Origin of the sequence: Thermosynechococcus sp. QKsg1, from assembly GCF_031586415.1 — a bacterium.
Classification (GTDB): Bacteria; Cyanobacteriota; Cyanobacteriia; order Thermosynechococcales; family Thermosynechococcaceae; genus Thermosynechococcus.
Map to the genome: position 1 here is coordinate 1153638 of NZ_CP134200.1, position 16518 is coordinate 1170155.

Genomic DNA, 16518 nt, shown 5'->3' on the forward strand with positions numbered 1-16518 from the left:
ATCCCTACCATGGAACCCCTACCATTGTAAAAGCAGCCCAGTAGTAGGGATGATCGAGGGAACGACGACCAGCCCCTTGGGTAACTTCTGGGGGTAACGGGATGCGGCCACGAATTGTTTGCAGTTCATTGTCCTGGATGCGAATATTGCCGCGCAGCATCGCTAGCTGCGCTTGCCGTAGCGCCTCGGCCTTAATGGGTACCGTATTTAACAAATCGTAGAAAGTAGTCATCAGCGCCAACGTCCCCTCATCGCTGACATACCACAAACTGGCCAGCACCGACTTCGCCCCCGCCTGTACCGCCAGACCCGCAAACCCCAGTTCTGCATCCAAATCTCCAACCGCCGTGCGGCAGGCACTGAGGGTCAAAAATTCTGCTTGGGGACGGTTAAGCTGTAAGCCTTGGAACTGCAAAAGATTCAATCGCCCATCCCTAAAAGCAATGTAGGAATTTTCTGCAGCTCCTGGTTGAAACTCAGCGTGAGTGGCCAAATGGATTACAGGGTAGAGTCCTTGACGGCGCTGTTGTCTAAAATTGGCAATTGTAAAGGCCTCATTGAGAAAGGCTTGACCTCCTCCTAGGTTTTTAACAATCTGCGCCACCTCTAGGGGCGCCATCGGCAAGGGGGACTGATCCGGGAATTCCGATGCCCCCATTGCCAAGATGGGTTCCTGTTGAATACTGCGGTAGCGAATATCCATGAGCCTTATACTGGGAACCAGTGCCGTGCTAAATTGCTCTACAAGAAAGTTTTGACCATCATGGAGCGCTGCCAAGGGAATGCTACGCATACCACTGTCTAGAACAAAGACCAGTGTGTCAATGCCCTGGGCATTCAATTTAGCACGCAAAGGGTCAATCAACCATTGGTAAAGCTGTTGTGCCGCCGGTAGGTAAGTACGGGTATTGATCAGGCGTGGATCACGCACCCTGTTAATAAAAGTATCCACTGTTTTTAATAACTGTTGACGCCCCACTCCCTGCAGCGGTGTATAAAGCGGCCTCCCCTCTAGGGTAACCAAGATGAGATCAAATTGGTCAGGCCGGGCTAGGGTGTAAATGACAGCTGGCTTTTTACCTGTTTGCTTGGCAATTTCATTGAGGGCTGCCTGCAAATCCTCAAGGGAGAAATCCTGCCTATCACAGGTACGTTCTAGATAACTGCTAACTTCTAGACAGCCCCGTAGATCGAGTAACGCCAGTGCACCTTCAATGTTATTGCTAGCTAGGGCAGTCTCGATATCTCTAGTTAAGAGAATTTCAGGGGGAACGCTGGGTACTTTAAGGGGTTCTGGGATGACTGGTGTAGGGGGTTCTAATAGTGGATTGGCTTCTTCAGGAGAAATCAAGCTGCTATCGACAACATTTTGAGCTGTATTTTCAAAACGGATATTTCCGACCTCCACAAGACCTAAAAGCGTTTTGGGTACAGGAATAATCGATCCCTCGGCTTGAATTGCCCCTGCAGTTCCATTCGTTTCGGAATTGCCCACTAAAAATGGAGTGGCATTGTTGATAAAAATATTCACTGAGTCACCCCATACCGTGGTAGGTACACCATTGAAAACAAACGTACCCAAGCCACGCAGTGAATTTTGCGCATAAATATCAACACTGCCCGCCCCAGCATTAATCCAGTTGAAAACTAGATTGCCTCCCCTTAGGTTGACATCCCCACCACCGGTCATCAAATGGCCCAGCGTTAAGTTGCCGCTGGGTATTGTCTGGAGATTAGTGAATAGATCAGGCAGTGTTAAATCATCATCCGGAATTGGATCAATCGTACCTCTAGAGGTTGGAATAGGGAAATCACCAGTCCAAGCTAAGAAGTTACCACCGTTGGTGAAGATATCACCCGTCGTAATCGTAGGCGCAAACAGTGTAACATTGCCACCACTGCCAGCTGTATTGATATTACCTGTTGTTAAAGCACCCCTGTAGGCAACAGCAGCCAAATCACCCCCGCGAGTCGTGATATTACCAGTTGTTATGTCAGTTATGGAATCAAGATAAACAAAACCACCGTTGCTGTTGATATTGCCAGTTGAAATACCCCCGCTTCCTGAAAAGACTGCGATCGCTCCGCCTGCACTGATTAGGTTGCCGAGAGTGATGTCATTAAAAGCAACTACGCCGATAGTACCACTACTTTGAGTTACTTGCAAATTACCAGCAGTAATCTTAAGTACAGAGTCTAGACTAATATCTGAACTAGTGGTGACATTGTTCAACTGAATATTACCAAGAGCATTGATGCTTAGACTTGCAGTGTTGACTGTTCCTGAAACGGCGGTTTGACCTGTTGAGTCAATATTCAAAGAATGATTGCCATTGATATTGCCATTGAATGTAATATTTTTCCCTGAAAAGCTCGTTGAGTTTAGTAGAGTTGTGTTACCACTGAATTGGATACTGCCTGCAGATGCATTAACTAAACCTCCAAGGGAAATCGTACCCCCACTACTCTGTAGATTAATACTTCCACCTGATGTACTGAGAACATTGCCACTAGAAGGAAGGAAGATATTGCCACTAGCTTGGAGGGTGATATTGGCGCCATTAGTTTGTATGGGAGCATTGGCACTAATGTTTGCTGCACTGATATTAATTGGATTATTGAAGGATGATTGATTTTGAATCACTCCCTGTGCTTGTAATACCAAGCTCCCCTGAAGCGAGATGGGGTAGCCGATGATGATATCATTATCAGCCTGTAGCGTGAGTGAGTTTGTCGAGCTGCTGGAAATTGAGGTTTCTACATAGATATTCCCAGTAGAATTTGCAGTACTGTCTGTTGTTATCACAACGTTTGTGGACTTGAGTGCTGATAACAGCGTTCCTATAGTTAACACAGAAACTGAAGGAAAGTTTGATAATGCTTTAAAGGGCGAAGAGGAAGTAATGTTCGAATCATACATACTATTACTGATATATATGTCTGTTGGATCAAGTAATAATGTTCCTGTGTTGCCATTTAGGGCAGTGGTATCGACTCTGCCTTGAAAATCCAGAAACTGTTTGCTGGAAACTTCGACAAAGCCGCCATCTCCCCCAAGGGCACCGCCACGGCTACTGATCTGGCCATAAAAACGCGTGTTGTGCTCTGCCCAATTGATAATTGTGCCCCCGTTACCCTGATGGGTGGCATCAGCATTCAAAAGAGTACCGGCATTAACAAAAAGGTTTTGTGCATTGAAGCTGCTCTCTAGACGGCCGGTTCCAGTTGTTCCCCCTAGGTAGTCACCACCAATGAGAATTGTGCCGCCCCCTGTATTACCCGCAGCATTCAGTTGAGCATTAATCAGAGCAATATTACTGCCTTGGCCAGCAATGGTGATTTTACCCCCGGCGCCGGTGGTATGACTCACATCAATCGTGCCGCCAATGACTGCTGTATTTGTGGTTAGGGGAATCTTGGTACTGTCGTGAACCAAATGAATCGTGCCATCTGGATTTTGAATCACGCTATTGACGGCAGGATAGCCATTACCCCCTGTGAGTAACGTCGGGAGATCAATTGGCTGAATAATGCCTGCGGCGGGCAATCGCTCTTTGGGAATCTCTAGACTGAGGAGCATGCCCTCTTGGGAAATGCGCACCAGACCTGATTCAGGTACCGCCACAACATTGACCGTGCCCCCCGTTGCGCCAAGGGTACCTGTATTGATCACCTGATGCGCCATCAGGGTCAGGGATTGACCAGCATTCACCCTAAGATTGCCTTCATTAATTAGGATGCCTCTATTAGCAAATTCAAAGCCAATCGGGGAGCCATTGAGTTGGCTGTAGGTGTTTGAACCATTGAGATCAAAGAGGCCATTGCCAAAGTGAACGCGCTGGGCTGTCGAGGCATGGAATGCCGCTGGTAGATTCAACTGCGCATTCGGACCAAAAACAATACCTGCAGGATTCAGGAGGTAGAGATGACTGTTTCCGCCTGTAACTTGCAGCACGCCGTTGATATAACTAGCACTGCCACCATTGACGCCAGCAAGAATGTTGCGAATTTGCGGGGTAGAAAGAAAGTTGGCGATTTGCCCCTGCTGGACATTGAAATCACGAAACAGGTGAAAAAGGTTTTGGCCATCGGCAGAACGTTGTCCGCCACCAATGTTGAACTGATGGTTGACGGTTTCTACGGTGGTGCCAGTGGCATTGGGAGCGGGGGTAATTTCAGCAAGGGCGGGTGTACCAAGAAAAGAGGTCAAGCTAGTCAGGATCACCCAGCTGTAGGGCAACACTTTTGTTAAGCATTGAGAATTCATATGACGTTATGTAAAAAAACTTGCTAATGAGGATAGTTTTATCCTCAGGGACTATTTTAAGTGCAATCAAGGCAATGTGCCACTTGGCAAAGTGTCTGATGCGGGTACTGTCTAAAATAGGGCATTAAGAACAGAGCGCAATTTGAAGCGGAGGGCGATCGCCGTCAAGTTATCGTGGCCATTGACTTGATTCCCCATATCAATCAATTTATGGAGCGACTGACTGAGGGGGATACTAAAGTCGAGCATCGGGACTAAGTGGCTAATGATATGGGTTTCAAGGCAGCGATTATCGGACAGACCATCGGAGCAAAGTAAAACCAGGGTATCTTCTTCGATGTCTAGGTCGATGACTTCTGGGTAGATGGCCTCATTGTTGCGAGGGCCGAGGGCTTGGGTGAGTTGGTAGGCATCGGGGCGGCCATAGGCAATTTCCGGCTCGACCCCCTGTTGGATAAGACGTTGACCGACTTCGTGATCAATGGTGAGTTGTTGCAGTCCTTGACGTTTGGTAAAGCGGTAAATGCGACTATCACCGACATGGCCAAGGCGTAGGTGGTAGTTATGCACTAGAGCCATGACCAGCGTTGTCCCCATGCGGCCACTGCCGGTTTTCCCTTTTTGATCATTAGTGGCAAAAATGACTTCATTGGCACGGTAAATGGCCTTGCGAACCTCTTCAGCGCTAGGGAGTTCTCCCTGCCACGGCCATGTCTGTTCAAAGTATTCGTGAATAGTTTTAGTGGCAAGGGAACTGGCAATTTCACCTTCTGCATGCCCCCCCATGCCGTCACAGAGCACGTAAAGTCCCTGAACATCCAACTGCTGCCCTTGGGGGGTGAGACGCACTTGCTGCCGATGATCAATCAGGTAAAAATCCTCGTTGTGGTGGCGATCGCGCCCGGTGTCTGTCTGGGCAGCAACATCCACTTGAACCAGTTGCCGCGGTAAGAGGGCAGTGGGTGCATCCTCAATAGCGGTATGATCCTCTTCTGGTGATTCTGATGAGAGGGTGATGTCTGGCAGTTCATTAATCAAGTCACCCGTACTTTCACCTGTCTCCTCCTCAAAGTCTGGCAGAGGTTCATTGCGCAGGGTGGAGGCGAGAGAGTCGAGCAACATCTGAATTTCTGAGATTTTCTCCAGAGGAGCCGTGCTCAAGGAGACCAAGAGCGGCATAAAAACGGCTTGACGACGACTAGAGGCATGGCGAAATAACTCTTCCCAAACAGTAACGAGGCTGGGGGGTGGCGTGGGTCGCTCAAAGGTTTTCACTAAGGGCAGGGTAAAGTCCAGTTGACGCAGTTGCAATTGATCGTCAGGGTTGACGACTAAATTCCTAACTGTGAGCAAGGAATAATGGCAGTGCCACGGTTCTAGAGTCTTCCACAGCTCAATCATGTCCTCTAGGTACTGAAAAATTTGCCCATCGGAAATGTTGTCGTCTTGCCAGACATCTTGCAGAGGGCGCGCTGTGTGATTGTAGTCGAGAATAATGCCGTGGCAGTAGTTGGCCGGTAAGTTGCTGGTGGAAACGGTATCTAGCCACGCATCGTGAATGGCTGGAATGGTTTCGGGATAGACAAGGTGCAAGGCAAGGTAGGCGATCGCCACCGCACTGAGGTCAGGGTATTGAGCTTGCAAATGGGGAATGACCACACTGGGGTCGAGAATGTTTAACCCCTGTGCCCAATCCTGAGCCGTTTCGCGGAGGGCTTCTAAGAGCGTCGGTTCCTCAGGCTGTAGATCCTGTACCAGTTGGGGCAAATCACAGGCGTAACGGTGATCCCAGCGTTGGTAGCGGTGCTGGGGGTCAAAAAAAGCGGCGGCATTGGGAGGATTGGTGTCCTGCTCAAACACAGTTCCCTCAGAGTTACGGTTGGAGACAGCCAAAATGGGGTGATCGGTATAGGCAGGATAGAGAACGCCCCACCAAAGTTTGAGGTTTTGATCAGTTTGAGCGGTAGGCATTAGAGCAGGTGAGCCAGCAAAGACAGCACAGTGACGACCACCCCTTGCGGTGTGGGAGCGGTATCCCCTATTGTATAGCGATCGCCCTAGGACAACCCTTGATCTGGGGGTTGCTGCTGTTATTCCTCAGCCATTGCCATCACAGGAAATGATTTGGGCAGCAGGGTCGAGGAAACATGACGCGTCACCGGTTGATGTAAACGAATTAACTGTGCCAAAGTTGACTTCAGGTGAGTCCGCGGCACAATCACATCCACAAAGCCGCATTTCTGGACAAATTCGGCGGTTTGGAAGTCATCGGGGAGTTTTTCCCGCAGCGTTTGCTCAATAACCCGCCGCCCCGCAAAGGCGATCGTTGCTTTTGGCTCGGCAATAATAATATCCCCTAACATGGCAAAGCTAGCCGTCACGCCCCCAGCAGTGGGATGGGTCAAGACGGGGATATAAAGCAGACCTGCACTGCGATGCCGTTCGAGGGCAGCAGCCGTTTTCGCCATTTGCACCAAGCTGAGCATCCCTTCTTGCATGCGGGCACCGCCAGAGGCACAGACAATCACAAGGGGAATCTGCTCCCAAGTGGCCCGTTCAATCAGGCGGGTGATTTTCTCGCCGACCACGCTGCCCATGCTACCGCCCATGAAGGCAAAGTCCATCACCCCTAAGGCAACCGGCAGCCCCTCCAGTTGGCCGAGGCCGGTTTGTACGGCATCCTTGAGACCGGTTTTCTCTTGATACTCCCGCAGGCGATCGCTATAGGGCTTGCGATCCTTAAATTGCAAGGGGTCACAACTGACCAAATTTTCATCGAGGGGGCGCCATGTGTGGGGGTCAATCAGTTGTTGGATACGCTCACTACTGCTGACGCGATGGTGATGGCCGCACTCTGGGCACACCAGTTGATGGCTATGCAGATCTTTGCTGTAGATCATGATGCCACAGGCTTCGCACTTTGTCCAAAGACCATCAGCGATCTCCCGCTCTGGCTGCATGGGGGTCAAGGCGGTTTCTTTACGGCGATTTGCAAACCAATCAAATAAAGACATTGTAGAAAATTCCCTTTAACGTTGAGGTCTCAAATAGCACGTTTGTATGGGTCTCTCTCAGGAGCGTCCACTAAGAATAATTACTTATCATGCCACTTTGTTGCATTTTTGCAATATATCGCACAAGTTTGAAAAATTATGCAAGGGGCTGTGGCGAGATCACCGATCCAAGGGGAAGTTCGGTGTCACAATAAAAGGGAGTTAACAATTCGCAGCGTAGCACTGGGTTGAATCTATGTCCATGGTTGCAGTCGTGGTGGCGATCGCCATCTTGGGAATCTTGATTTTTGTCCATGAGTGGGGGCACTTTATCGCTGCCCGCAGCCAAGGCATTCATGTCAACCGCTTTTCTATTGGGTTTGGCCCGATCCTCTGGAAGTTTCAAGGCAAGGATACGGAGTACGCCCTGCGCCTGATTCCCCTAGGGGGCTATGTGGGATTCCCAGACGATGACCCCAATAGCAGCGTTCCCGCCAACGATCCCAATCTCCTGAGCAACCGGCCGATTTTGGATCGCGCCATTGTCATCAGCGCGGGGGTGATTGCCAACTTGGTCTTTGCCTATTTGCTACTGCTGGTGCAAGTGGGCGTCATGGGCATTAGTCAGGCCACCTACTATGAGGGTGTCCTCATTCCTGCCCTTGTCCCGGAAAGTAGCCTTGTGGCCACCAGAGCGGGCATTCAGCCGGGGGACTTGGTTTTAGCCGTGGATGGCCAACCCTTGGGTGCCGATGCCAATAGCTTACCAAACCTGATGCGAGCCATTCAGCAGCATCCGCAGCAACCCCTGACACTGACGATTCAACGTCAAGGGCACATCCAAGAGATTACCGTCACGCCAGAGGTGAGTGAGGATGGTCAAGCCCGGATTGGCGTTCAATTAGCCCCCCATGCCGACATTTACCGCGAACACACCTTAAACCCGATTAAATTAGTCACGGCGGCCGCGGCGGAGTTTCAGCGGGTGGTTGTGCTGACCCTAGAGGGGTTTCGCGAACTTTTCCAGCATTTTGATCAAGCGGCTCAACAGGTCTCAGGACCGGTGGCGATCGTAGCGATGGGCGCGGATATTGCCCGCTCCAATGCTGAACAGCTCTTTACCTTTACCGCCTTGATCAGTATTAACCTTGCAATTATCAATATTCTGCCCTTTCCAGCCCTTGACGGCGGTCAACTGCTCTTTTTACTGGTGGAAGCGCTGCGGGGTCGCCCCTTACCCAATCGCATTCAAGAGGGCGTCATGCAAACGGGGCTGGTGTTGCTCCTTGGACTGGGGATGTTCCTCATCGTGCGGGACACCGTGAACCTCACGGGCTTGGGCTGGGTGCAGCAACTCTTTTAAGGGCTTCTATGGCGATTACCCGTCGTCTTGCGGCCAAGCAACAACGGGCCTTGGAAATTCTCACCCGCCTCAAGCGCCTCTATCCGGATGCCACCTGTAGCCTCAACTTTGCCAATCCGCTGCAACTGCTGGTAGCCACGATTCTCTCTGCCCAATGCACGGATGAGCGGGTGAATCAAGTCACCCCGGCACTGTTTGCTCGCTATCGTGATGCCGAGGACTTTGCCATGGCTGATTTGGCTGAGCTAGAACAGTACATCAAGTCCACTGGTTTTTATCGCAATAAAGCCCGCCATATTCAAGGCGCCTGCCGCCGCATTGTCGAAGTCTATGGGGGTCAGGTGCCCAAGGTGATGGAAGATTTGCTTTCACTGCCGGGGGTAGCTCGCAAAACAGCCAATGTGGTTCTTGCCCATGGCTACGGCATTTTGGGGGGAGTGACGGTGGATACCCATGTCAAGCGGCTGAGTCGGCGGTTGGGGCTGACCCAAGAAACGGATCCCGTGAAAATTGAGCGGGACTTAATGCGCCTGATCCCCCAGCCCGATTGGGAAAACTGGTCAATTCGCTTGATTTACCATGGCCGCGCCGTTTGCCAAGCGCGCCAACCCCAGTGCGAAGGCTGTGAACTCATTGACTTGTGTGCCACAGGTAGGAAGCTGATACCAAAGTCATAGGGGATTTGCCATGAAAACCCTAACCACAACTACGGGCGAACAGCGTGTCACGCTCCACGGCCTCACTTGGCAGCAGTACCAAGAGATTCTCAATGCTCTGCCGCAAACCCGTGCTGCCCACTTGATATTTGATTGTGGAACCCTTGAAATTACGATGCCCCTCGAAGAGCATGAGTTTGCCAGTGAGCTGATCGGTCTATTTTTGCGCATTCTGGTGGTGGAAACAGGACTGCGGCTGCGATCGCTGCGCTCAACAACCCTGTGGCGACCGGATCTGAAGCGAGGAGCAGAACCAGATAATGCCTATTACATCTACCATCAACCACAGGTGGCTGGCCGCAGCATTGATCTGAGCATTGATCCACCGCCTGATTTAGTGATTGAGGTGGACATGACCCATACCGATATCGATAAAAACCAGCTGTATGCGGCCTTGGGGGTACCGGAGCTATGGCGGTACAATGGTCGGGAATGGCAAATTTTCCAGTTGTGGGACGGATGCTATCAAGGGTGCGATCGCTCCCCTTTATTTCCATGGGTGCCCAAGGAATGCCTTTATCGCTTCTTGGCAGAGGCCAAAATGGATGAGGTAGAGGCAGAGAAAAATTGGCGACGCTGGGTACAGGAACAACGGCCATGATGATTTATCGCCTCAATGCCCTTACAGATAACTACATTTTTTTGCTCCATGATCCGCAAACGGGGACAGCGGCAGTGGTAGATCCGGCAGAGCCAGAACCTGTTCTTGCCAAATTAGCGGAATTGGGAGCAACACTGACGGCAATCTTCAATACCCACCACCACTGGGATCATGTGGGTGCCAATCGTGCCCTGCGATCGCGCTTCCCCAATATCGAAGTCTATGGCAGCCGCGAAGATCAAGGCCGCATTCCAGAGCAAACGGTTTTTCTTAGTGCCGGCGATCGCGTGCCCTTTGGCGAACATGCTTTTGAGGTGTTGTTTGTTCCCGGCCATACCCGCGGTCACATTGCCTACTATGGGCCAGCAACGGGCGATCTGTTTTGCGGTGATACCCTCTTTGGCGGTGGCTGTGGTCGTCTTTTTGAGGGGACACCGGCACAGATGTTGGAGTCTTTGAATCGACTGCGGCAATTGCCGGAGCAAACGCGGGTCTGGTGCGCCCACGAATATACCCAAAAGAACCTCAGCTTTGCCCTGACAGTGGATGCCAATAATCCTGCCCTGCAAGAGCGCTATGCTCAAGTCTGTCGCGATCGCGCCCAAGGAAAAAGCACGATTCCCAGTACGATTGGCGTTGAAAAGGCAACGAATCCTTTTTTACGCTGTGAAGTCAGCACCATTCAAGCAGCAGTGGGGGCAACCACCCCCCTCCAGACCTTTACACGGTTGCGGGGTAAACGGGATCAATACTAGGTGCCTATTGAGCACATCAGAACGGTAATCTAGTTTTATATTCCTCTACCCCCAAAGCTGCGATGGCAGTTTCCTATCAGAGTCGCTTCTTGAGCTTTTGGCAACAGCAATGGCACCGTTGGCGGCAACACTGGCAACGCCAACTATGGCAAATTGAAAGCAGCCTCAGTGGCACGCTGCAGGTGATTGGCGCCATTCTGGCACAGGTTTGGCAGCGGGGACTCCCCCAACTCATGGGCAGCGTCTCTCGAATGCGTCAACGCCTCCTAGCGCAACCCACAGCGGCACCCCCTGCCGATGAAGCGTTGTTAAGTGTGATGTCTGCCCTCTCCCTGACGAAAGGGGAGGATGACTCTTGGGTGGTGGCGATCGCCCCCATTGCCCGTCCACTGACTTGGTGGCAGCGCTGGTTTCAACCCCAGTCCAAGACGTTACCGCCACAGGACGCGCCTTTGGCACAGCGGCAACCCTTTTACCTTGCCTGCGATCGCGCCGCAAAATCCCTATTGCTTGTGGATGAGGCTGCCCGTCCCTTGAAAATCTTCACCGCCACAGAACAGCAGCAAATTGAGCAACACATTGCCTATGCCTTGGCAGCGTACTATCAGCACGTTCGGCAGTGGTATCGGCGACGGCATCACTGGCTCTGGGGTTGGCAGCAGCGATCGCTCAAAGCAGGCTCTAACCCACCGTCCTGTTTGGTGGGCAATTTTCTAGGGCAACTTCAGTTAACAGGTGCTAGTGAAGGGGATTTAGTCCTACCCCCAGTGTCTCCCCTAGCCGCTGCCCTCCGCTGGTTGCGATCGCGCCTTCCCTTCGGCCGCAAAAATACGCTGTCCCAAGGGCGGGTACAGGGGATTGCGACTCTCCTAGAAACCCAGCAGATGGTGCTCATTGGCACGGATAACACCATTCTTTACACCCTCAGCCCCACCCAACAGGCGCAAGTTCTGGCTTGGATTGAACGCCATCTCAATCCCTTCAAGCTGCCCTTCCCAAACTGGCTGAGTCAACTCTCCTATTGGCTAGGGGGATTCCAACCCCCAGTGGTGGCAGCCGTAAATTCACCGCTATTGGCGGCTACGGATCCTCTGCCCGTCTTTTCTCCCGTGGAGACCCTGCTTAGCCTAGGCAGTCGCTCTGATTCCCTAGCCCATTCGCCACCCTCAGAAACTGCGGCCACCAGTGTCCCTCCAAATCCAGAGCAGTTAATTCTTGATGTGGATGCTGCCCTGATTGGCTATGAACTCCACTGGTTTGAACGGCTGCTGCTGTGGTGCGATCGCCTGTTTCTCTGGATTGAAGAACACCTGATTCGTTTGGGTCGTTGGCTCTTGCAGCAGTGGCAACGCTAGCGGTTCTCAATCTGACGAATTGCGTCCATCATTTCGTTGTAGGACTGCATATTCCCCTGTTGGCGATAGAGTTCAGCGGCTTGGCGCAGATCCGGTAGGCTCGCTTTGGAGTTCTGTTCAAGGAGATACGTTACACCCCGCACCGCAAAGGGGATGGGATCTTTGGGGGTGAGTTGCGTCAAGGCCGTCCAACTGGGGCGACTGAGGGCATAATCTCCCATGAGAAAAGCCGCAATTCCCCGCAGCAAATGATAGTCGGTGCTCTTGGGATTGGCGGCAATGAGACGATCAAACACGGGGATACTGCGGCGAAAATCGCCACTGAGAAACAACGCCAAGGATTGAATCATCTGTAGATCGCTGTTGTTGGGACTGAGGGCAAGGGCGCGATCGCTATCCGCAACGGCAGTACCAAAGTTGCCGAGGAGCAAATTCAAAAAGCTACGGATGCCATAGGCTTCGGTGTACTGGGGATTGAGGGCGATCGCCTTGGCAATGTCCTGCTGAATCGTGCTGGGGCGTTCAGCCATATTGCGGACAAACGTATCCAGCATCGGGGTGGGCGGGTTGGGGGGAAAGGCATCCTTGAGAATAGGGTTACCTTGGGTCAGACGACTCAGGTACTTGGTTCCCAGTTCTTCACCGAGCTGATTAAAGTCTTGGTGAGGCACAAGGGCAAACATTTGCGCTACGGCGCGTCCCAGATAGGCTTCACTGTAGTTGGGATTGAGGGCGATCGCCTGGGTATAGTTGTCAATGGCGGCGGCAAAATTCTTGCGTTGGAAGTGCTCCTCAGCGGCGAGGAAATAGTCCGCTGCTTTCAGGGGGGTCGGGGCAGGCAGAGCCGTGGTTTCCCGCGACGGTGTGGCCAAACTCAAGTAGGTATTGATGGGAATGCCGAGATTAAAGCCGCGTTTCACAAAGACAGTACTGGAGCCACTGCCCTCCTGCACAAGGGTAGAAGCAATATCGGCACTGCCATGAACCCCAATTAAACGGCCATTTTCATCGAGGACAGGGCCGCCACTCATCCCCGGCAAGGTGGGATTGCTATAGACCAAGGCATAGCCATCTTGAATCGGACGCGAGGCATTGGCCGTCAACCGCCCCTCGGTAAATTGATAAATGCCCCCCAGAACCGAGGCCTCCTGAGCAGGAAAACCAGCCACAAAAACGGGCATGCCCTCCACTGCCTCTACGGAGTTTCCCAGTGTGGCAAGGGTGTAATCGCGGTTGCTTTCAATTTCCAGCGTGGCCAGATCAACGCCGGGCAAGCGACGAATGGAATTGGGTCGCATGGCATAGCGCTGACCATCAACCGTTTTCACCGTGTACTGGCCGGCCTTTTCAACCACATGGTAGGCGGTGAGGATAACGTAGGTACTGCCCTTGCGCTGCAGTAGGATACCTGAGCCGTGGCTGTTGGCACCTTCAATCAGCACGGTGATATTTTTGGCAATGCGGGCAACTTCTGTAACGCTCACCCCTTGAGCCGGAAAAGGCTGAGCAATATGGACGGTGGCGATCGCCATTCCTACCAATGACCAACTGTGCCAGCGCCCCATCGGGATGCCTCCAAGCAGACTCTAGCCCCACGATAGCCTATTTCTCAGGGATTCTAGGTAGAGCCAAGGGACAGTTGAACGGCGGTAATCGCCTCCACCAAGGGCGATCGCAAGGCAGCGATATACTCTGGCCAGCCAATGAGAATTGGTTGCTGATGGGCAAGGGTCTGTCCCTGTAACCCCGTAGCATCAAAGCGCAAGGGATTTCCCTGCAAGTCGGTGCACACCAAACCTGCTGCCGTTGCTAAAGCCAAGGGGGCGGTGGTGTCCCAGAGCTTCACCCGCTGATTTAAGTAGAGGTAGAGTCCCGCCCGTCCCAAAATCACTTCAATCACCTTGAGACCAAAACTGCCCAGAAAGCGAAATTCCACTTGGGGCAACACCCGATGAATTGCATCGCCGTAGGTGCGGTAGTCGCGATAGCCAATCATGATCGGGCAATGGTCTTCATTAGGAGAGGGCGGGCAAACGGGTAAGAGGGGGACAGGGGGGCCACCACTGCTCATCTGAAAGAGTCCCCAATCTTTACCGCCATAGTAGAGGTGATCCAGATTGGGAGCATAGATCCAACCCGCCACTGGACTGTAGTGCGCCAGCAGGCCCACCATGAGGGCGTAACCTTGGCGATGGTGAATCAGATCATCCGTGCCATCGAGGGGATCAATCAGCCAGTAGCGATTTTTCGGTTCTTGAAAGATCGCTTGGGAGTCAGCATTTTCTTCGCTGATGATGCCATCCTCAGGAAACCAAGCGCGAAATTTCTGACTTAGCAGCCGATCCAAGAAGCGATCAATACTGGTGGCAAAGTCTTGGCGTCCCTTTTCAATGACCTCAAAGGGTTGCTGTGCCAGTTGCCGTGCCCGCTGCCCCGCTTGGCGCAGAAGTTGATTGATTTGCCAGATTTGGCTAGAGGTCAGGGGGGGAGAAGTCATCATTTGAGGTCCAGCCGTCCACTTTCCTTCAGTTTGGCGTTAAAGACCAGCGGCTCCTGTAGCGATCGCTGCTTTAGCTGTTCTAGAATTGCTGCTTCAACCCGCCGCGCCACCTGTTTTAGCAGTTTCGGTTGCGTCAATGGATCGGCACTTGCCCATGCAGTGCGTTCGGCCTCGGTCATTTGCTCCCTGACATCAATGGCATTTTCCCACTGGGGGCGATCGCGATCGTTGCCGAGGGGGACGGTTCCCAATTCCGCTAGCCACTGTTGTTTTACAGCTTCTAGCCACGGGCGATCGGGACGTTCGATGGCGATCGCCTTATAGCCACGACACTGCTGCGGACAACGCACAAGGTGTTGCAGCAAACTCAGTCGCATATCCCGCGAATAGCCAATATACTGTACGCTGCCAGTGGCATCAAAAATGGCATAGAGACCGATCGCCCCCTTAAGATCCGGTGCTACCCGGCCTGAATCATCAATGTAGGGATGGAAGGGCAATTCAGCCAAAGTCGGCGCAGGAAAGCTCATGTTGGCAGGGGTGGCTCATCTTTGCGTGCTTCACCCTCAGTATGCCCTATCTGTGGATGTGTGGCAGGAGTGGGAGATTTGGTATGGGCCCGTTGGCGCAATTGTTGTGCCCGTTGGCGCAGTTCTTGAAAGTAGTCGGTGCTGGTAATTTCGGTAACGGATTTCTTTCGCTTTTCTTGGTCAATTTCGATTTTTAGTTCACTCAGTTCCTCCTCCAGTTGATCTTGGCGCTGCTCTACCGCCTGTGCCATGTCCAAAAAGACTTGGGCAAGTTCTGCCATATCATCACTCCCTTGAGCATAGTGCCTGAGAACTCTGGGATCAAACTGGTTAAACTGGTCATGCTTGAGGGCGTGGGCAGCACTGACAAGGGTACGAATCGGCTTAGTAATCGAACGAGCCACAATCAGGGAAATGAGAATGACCCCAATACCAACAAAGAAAAGACTGAGGAAACCTTGGGTCGCCAACCGCTCTAAGGGCGCTAGAAACTCGCTCAACCGTACACTGACCACAACAACGCCTTGATGACGGGCTAGGGGCGCATAGGCATAGATATAATCGGCATCGCCTTCGGAAGAACGACTGGCAAGGAGAGCACCGACCTCTTTTGATTTGGCCTTGAGAAAGACATTGCGCAAGGTGTAGCTGCGATCTGCCACTGTGGGAATGGGTTGAGGCGATGCCAAGAGAAAATATTGGTCGCGAATCTCGGGGGGGAGTGGTTCAATGCTATGCAAATTCAGGTGGGGATTTGTGGTGCTCAGAATCAGACCGTGATCATCAATGAGAAAAGATTCACCGTGAATATCGGGCACGAGGTAGGTCACGATGTCTTTGACTGCGGTCGCTTGTAGAGGTAGTAGAACTGCTCCCAGTCGTTCATTATTGCTATCAATAATCGTTTGGAAGACAACAAACAGGGGTCGCTCAGCGATCGCGCTATTGATTTTGACCCGAGAAATGAAGTAGTTTGCTGTTGCCGACTGCTGCCAGAGGGGGGTGTTCTTGTAGTCTAGCCCCAGACGGGTACCCCGTGTCCCTGCGATCGCTTGGCCCTCACGGTTGAGGAGAATCACATGATAATAGGCTGGGTTCAGGTTCTTGACATCTTCGAGGAAGTTATTCATCGTCGCTTGCTCGATGGCACTATGGCTCCCACTCCTCAGGAAATACCGTACGTCACTGTCATTGGCTACCAAGAGAGCATCATTGAGGGCATCCTGAAACAGCTGATCAAGGGAACGGGCTTTGCTGATCGCCAGCAGTTGCAGGGCATCAATTTCCCAACGCTTCATCATTTCAGCGCTTTCAGTTTGGTTGTAGAGCACCACCATCCCCATCGGTAATAGGGAAATCAGCAGCATCACCAGCAGCAGCCGCCCCGAAATTGACCACAAAAGCCTTGACCAACCCTGTCGCCACCGAAGCATAGATC

General features: G+C 52.1%; 12 protein-coding genes. 5 read left to right on the forward strand and 7 right to left on the reverse strand.

Features of this window, described 5'->3' with window-relative positions:
* Positions 1-4: 4 nt before the first annotated feature.
* The 3 genes from RHP47_RS05820 to accD all read right to left on the reverse strand — a co-directional run bounded on the left by RHP47_RS05820 (position 5) and on the right by accD (position 7281).
* Entirely contained in the window at positions 5-4267 is a 4263-nt protein-coding gene (locus RHP47_RS05820; RefSeq protein ID WP_310841286.1) for a CHAT domain-containing protein, read from the reverse strand.
* A gap of 111 nt (positions 4268-4378) precedes the next feature.
* Positions 4379-6238: a serine/threonine phosphatase gene (locus RHP47_RS05825; protein WP_310841288.1), complete on the reverse strand. Its 1860-nt coding sequence runs from the start codon at positions 6236-6238 to the stop codon at positions 4379-4381.
* Positions 6239-6357: 119 nt separating this feature from the next.
* Positions 6358-7281, reverse strand: a complete 924-nt coding sequence (accD, locus tag RHP47_RS05830; protein ID WP_149819033.1) for an acetyl-CoA carboxylase, carboxyltransferase subunit beta — start codon at positions 7279-7281, stop codon at positions 6358-6360.
* A 235-nt stretch (positions 7282-7516) separates the two neighbouring features.
* Between accD and rseP the strand changes: the two genes are divergently transcribed.
* The 5 genes from rseP (at position 7517) to RHP47_RS05855 (ending at position 12050) form a co-directional block, all read left to right on the forward strand.
* Positions 7517-8623 (forward strand): RIP metalloprotease RseP, encoded by a 1107-nt coding sequence (gene rseP, locus RHP47_RS05835; protein WP_286627016.1) that lies wholly within the window; start codon positions 7517-7519, stop codon positions 8621-8623.
* An 8-nt stretch (positions 8624-8631) separates the two neighbouring features.
* Positions 8632-9300: an endonuclease III gene (nth, locus tag RHP47_RS05840; RefSeq protein WP_149819035.1), complete on the forward strand. Its 669-nt coding sequence runs from the start codon at positions 8632-8634 to the stop codon at positions 9298-9300.
* A gap of 10 nt (positions 9301-9310) precedes the next feature.
* Positions 9311-9940, forward strand: coding sequence for a Uma2 family endonuclease (locus tag RHP47_RS05845; protein WP_310841289.1), 630 nt, complete (start codon positions 9311-9313; stop codon positions 9938-9940).
* Positions 9937-10695 (forward strand): hydroxyacylglutathione hydrolase, encoded by a 759-nt coding sequence (gloB, locus tag RHP47_RS05850; protein WP_310841392.1) that lies wholly within the window; start codon positions 9937-9939, stop codon positions 10693-10695. The genes RHP47_RS05845 and gloB overlap by 4 nt, the downstream gene beginning before the upstream one ends.
* Positions 10696-10757: 62 nt before the next feature.
* Positions 10758-12050, forward strand: a complete 1293-nt coding sequence (locus RHP47_RS05855) for a hypothetical protein (RefSeq protein WP_310841290.1) — start codon at positions 10758-10760, stop codon at positions 12048-12050.
* Here RHP47_RS05855 and RHP47_RS05860 read toward each other — a convergent pair.
* From RHP47_RS05860 to RHP47_RS05875, 4 genes are read right to left on the reverse strand one after another with little or no spacing between them, the layout of a single operon-like run.
* Positions 12047-13615, reverse strand: coding sequence for a serine protease (locus RHP47_RS05860; protein ID WP_286649961.1), 1569 nt, complete (start codon positions 13613-13615; stop codon positions 12047-12049). The genes RHP47_RS05855 and RHP47_RS05860 overlap by 4 nt on opposite strands.
* Before the next feature lie 53 nt (positions 13616-13668).
* Positions 13669-14550, reverse strand: a complete 882-nt coding sequence (locus RHP47_RS05865) for a 3'(2'),5'-bisphosphate nucleotidase CysQ (RefSeq protein ID WP_286649962.1) — start codon at positions 14548-14550, stop codon at positions 13669-13671.
* Complete coding sequence (locus RHP47_RS05870) at positions 14547-15080, reverse strand: GIY-YIG nuclease family protein (RefSeq protein ID WP_149819042.1); 534 nt, start codon at positions 15078-15080, stop codon at positions 14547-14549. The genes RHP47_RS05865 and RHP47_RS05870 overlap by 4 nt, the downstream gene beginning before the upstream one ends.
* On the reverse strand, positions 15077-16513 hold the full coding sequence (locus RHP47_RS05875) for a cache domain-containing protein (RefSeq protein ID WP_310841293.1): 1437 nt from the start codon (positions 16511-16513) through the stop codon (positions 15077-15079). The genes RHP47_RS05870 and RHP47_RS05875 overlap by 4 nt, the downstream gene beginning before the upstream one ends.
* Positions 16514-16518: the final 5 nt, after the last annotated feature.

Excerpts from the sequence above, each read along its gene's own strand:
- RHP47_RS05865 (WP_286649962.1), bottom strand. The coding sequence starts at position 14,550 with ATGATGACTTCTCCCCCCCTGACCTCTAGCCAAATCTGGCAAATCAAT.
- RHP47_RS05845 (WP_310841289.1), top strand. The coding sequence starts at position 9,311 with ATGAAAACCCTAACCACAACTACGGGCGAACAGCGTGTCACGCTCCAC.
- RHP47_RS05820 (WP_310841286.1), bottom strand. The coding sequence starts at position 4,267 with ATGAATTCTCAATGCTTAACAAAAGTGTTGCCCTACAGCTGGGTGATC.
- RHP47_RS05870 (WP_149819042.1), bottom strand. The coding sequence starts at position 15,080 with ATGAGCTTTCCTGCGCCGACTTTGGCTGAATTGCCCTTCCATCCCTAC.
- RHP47_RS05825 (WP_310841288.1), bottom strand. The coding sequence starts at position 6,238 with ATGCCTACCGCTCAAACTGATCAAAACCTCAAACTTTGGTGGGGCGTT.
- RHP47_RS05860 (WP_286649961.1), bottom strand. The coding sequence starts at position 13,615 with ATGGGGCGCTGGCACAGTTGGTCATTGGTAGGAATGGCGATCGCCACC.
- gloB (WP_310841392.1), top strand. The coding sequence starts at position 9,937 with ATGATGATTTATCGCCTCAATGCCCTTACAGATAACTACATTTTTTTG.
- rseP (WP_286627016.1), top strand. The coding sequence starts at position 7,517 with ATGTCCATGGTTGCAGTCGTGGTGGCGATCGCCATCTTGGGAATCTTG.
- nth (WP_149819035.1), top strand. The coding sequence starts at position 8,632 with ATGGCGATTACCCGTCGTCTTGCGGCCAAGCAACAACGGGCCTTGGAA.
- RHP47_RS05855 (WP_310841290.1), top strand. The coding sequence starts at position 10,758 with ATGGCAGTTTCCTATCAGAGTCGCTTCTTGAGCTTTTGGCAACAGCAA.
- RHP47_RS05875 (WP_310841293.1), bottom strand. The coding sequence starts at position 16,513 with ATGCTTCGGTGGCGACAGGGTTGGTCAAGGCTTTTGTGGTCAATTTCG.
- accD (WP_149819033.1), bottom strand. The coding sequence starts at position 7,281 with ATGTCTTTATTTGATTGGTTTGCAAATCGCCGTAAAGAAACCGCCTTG.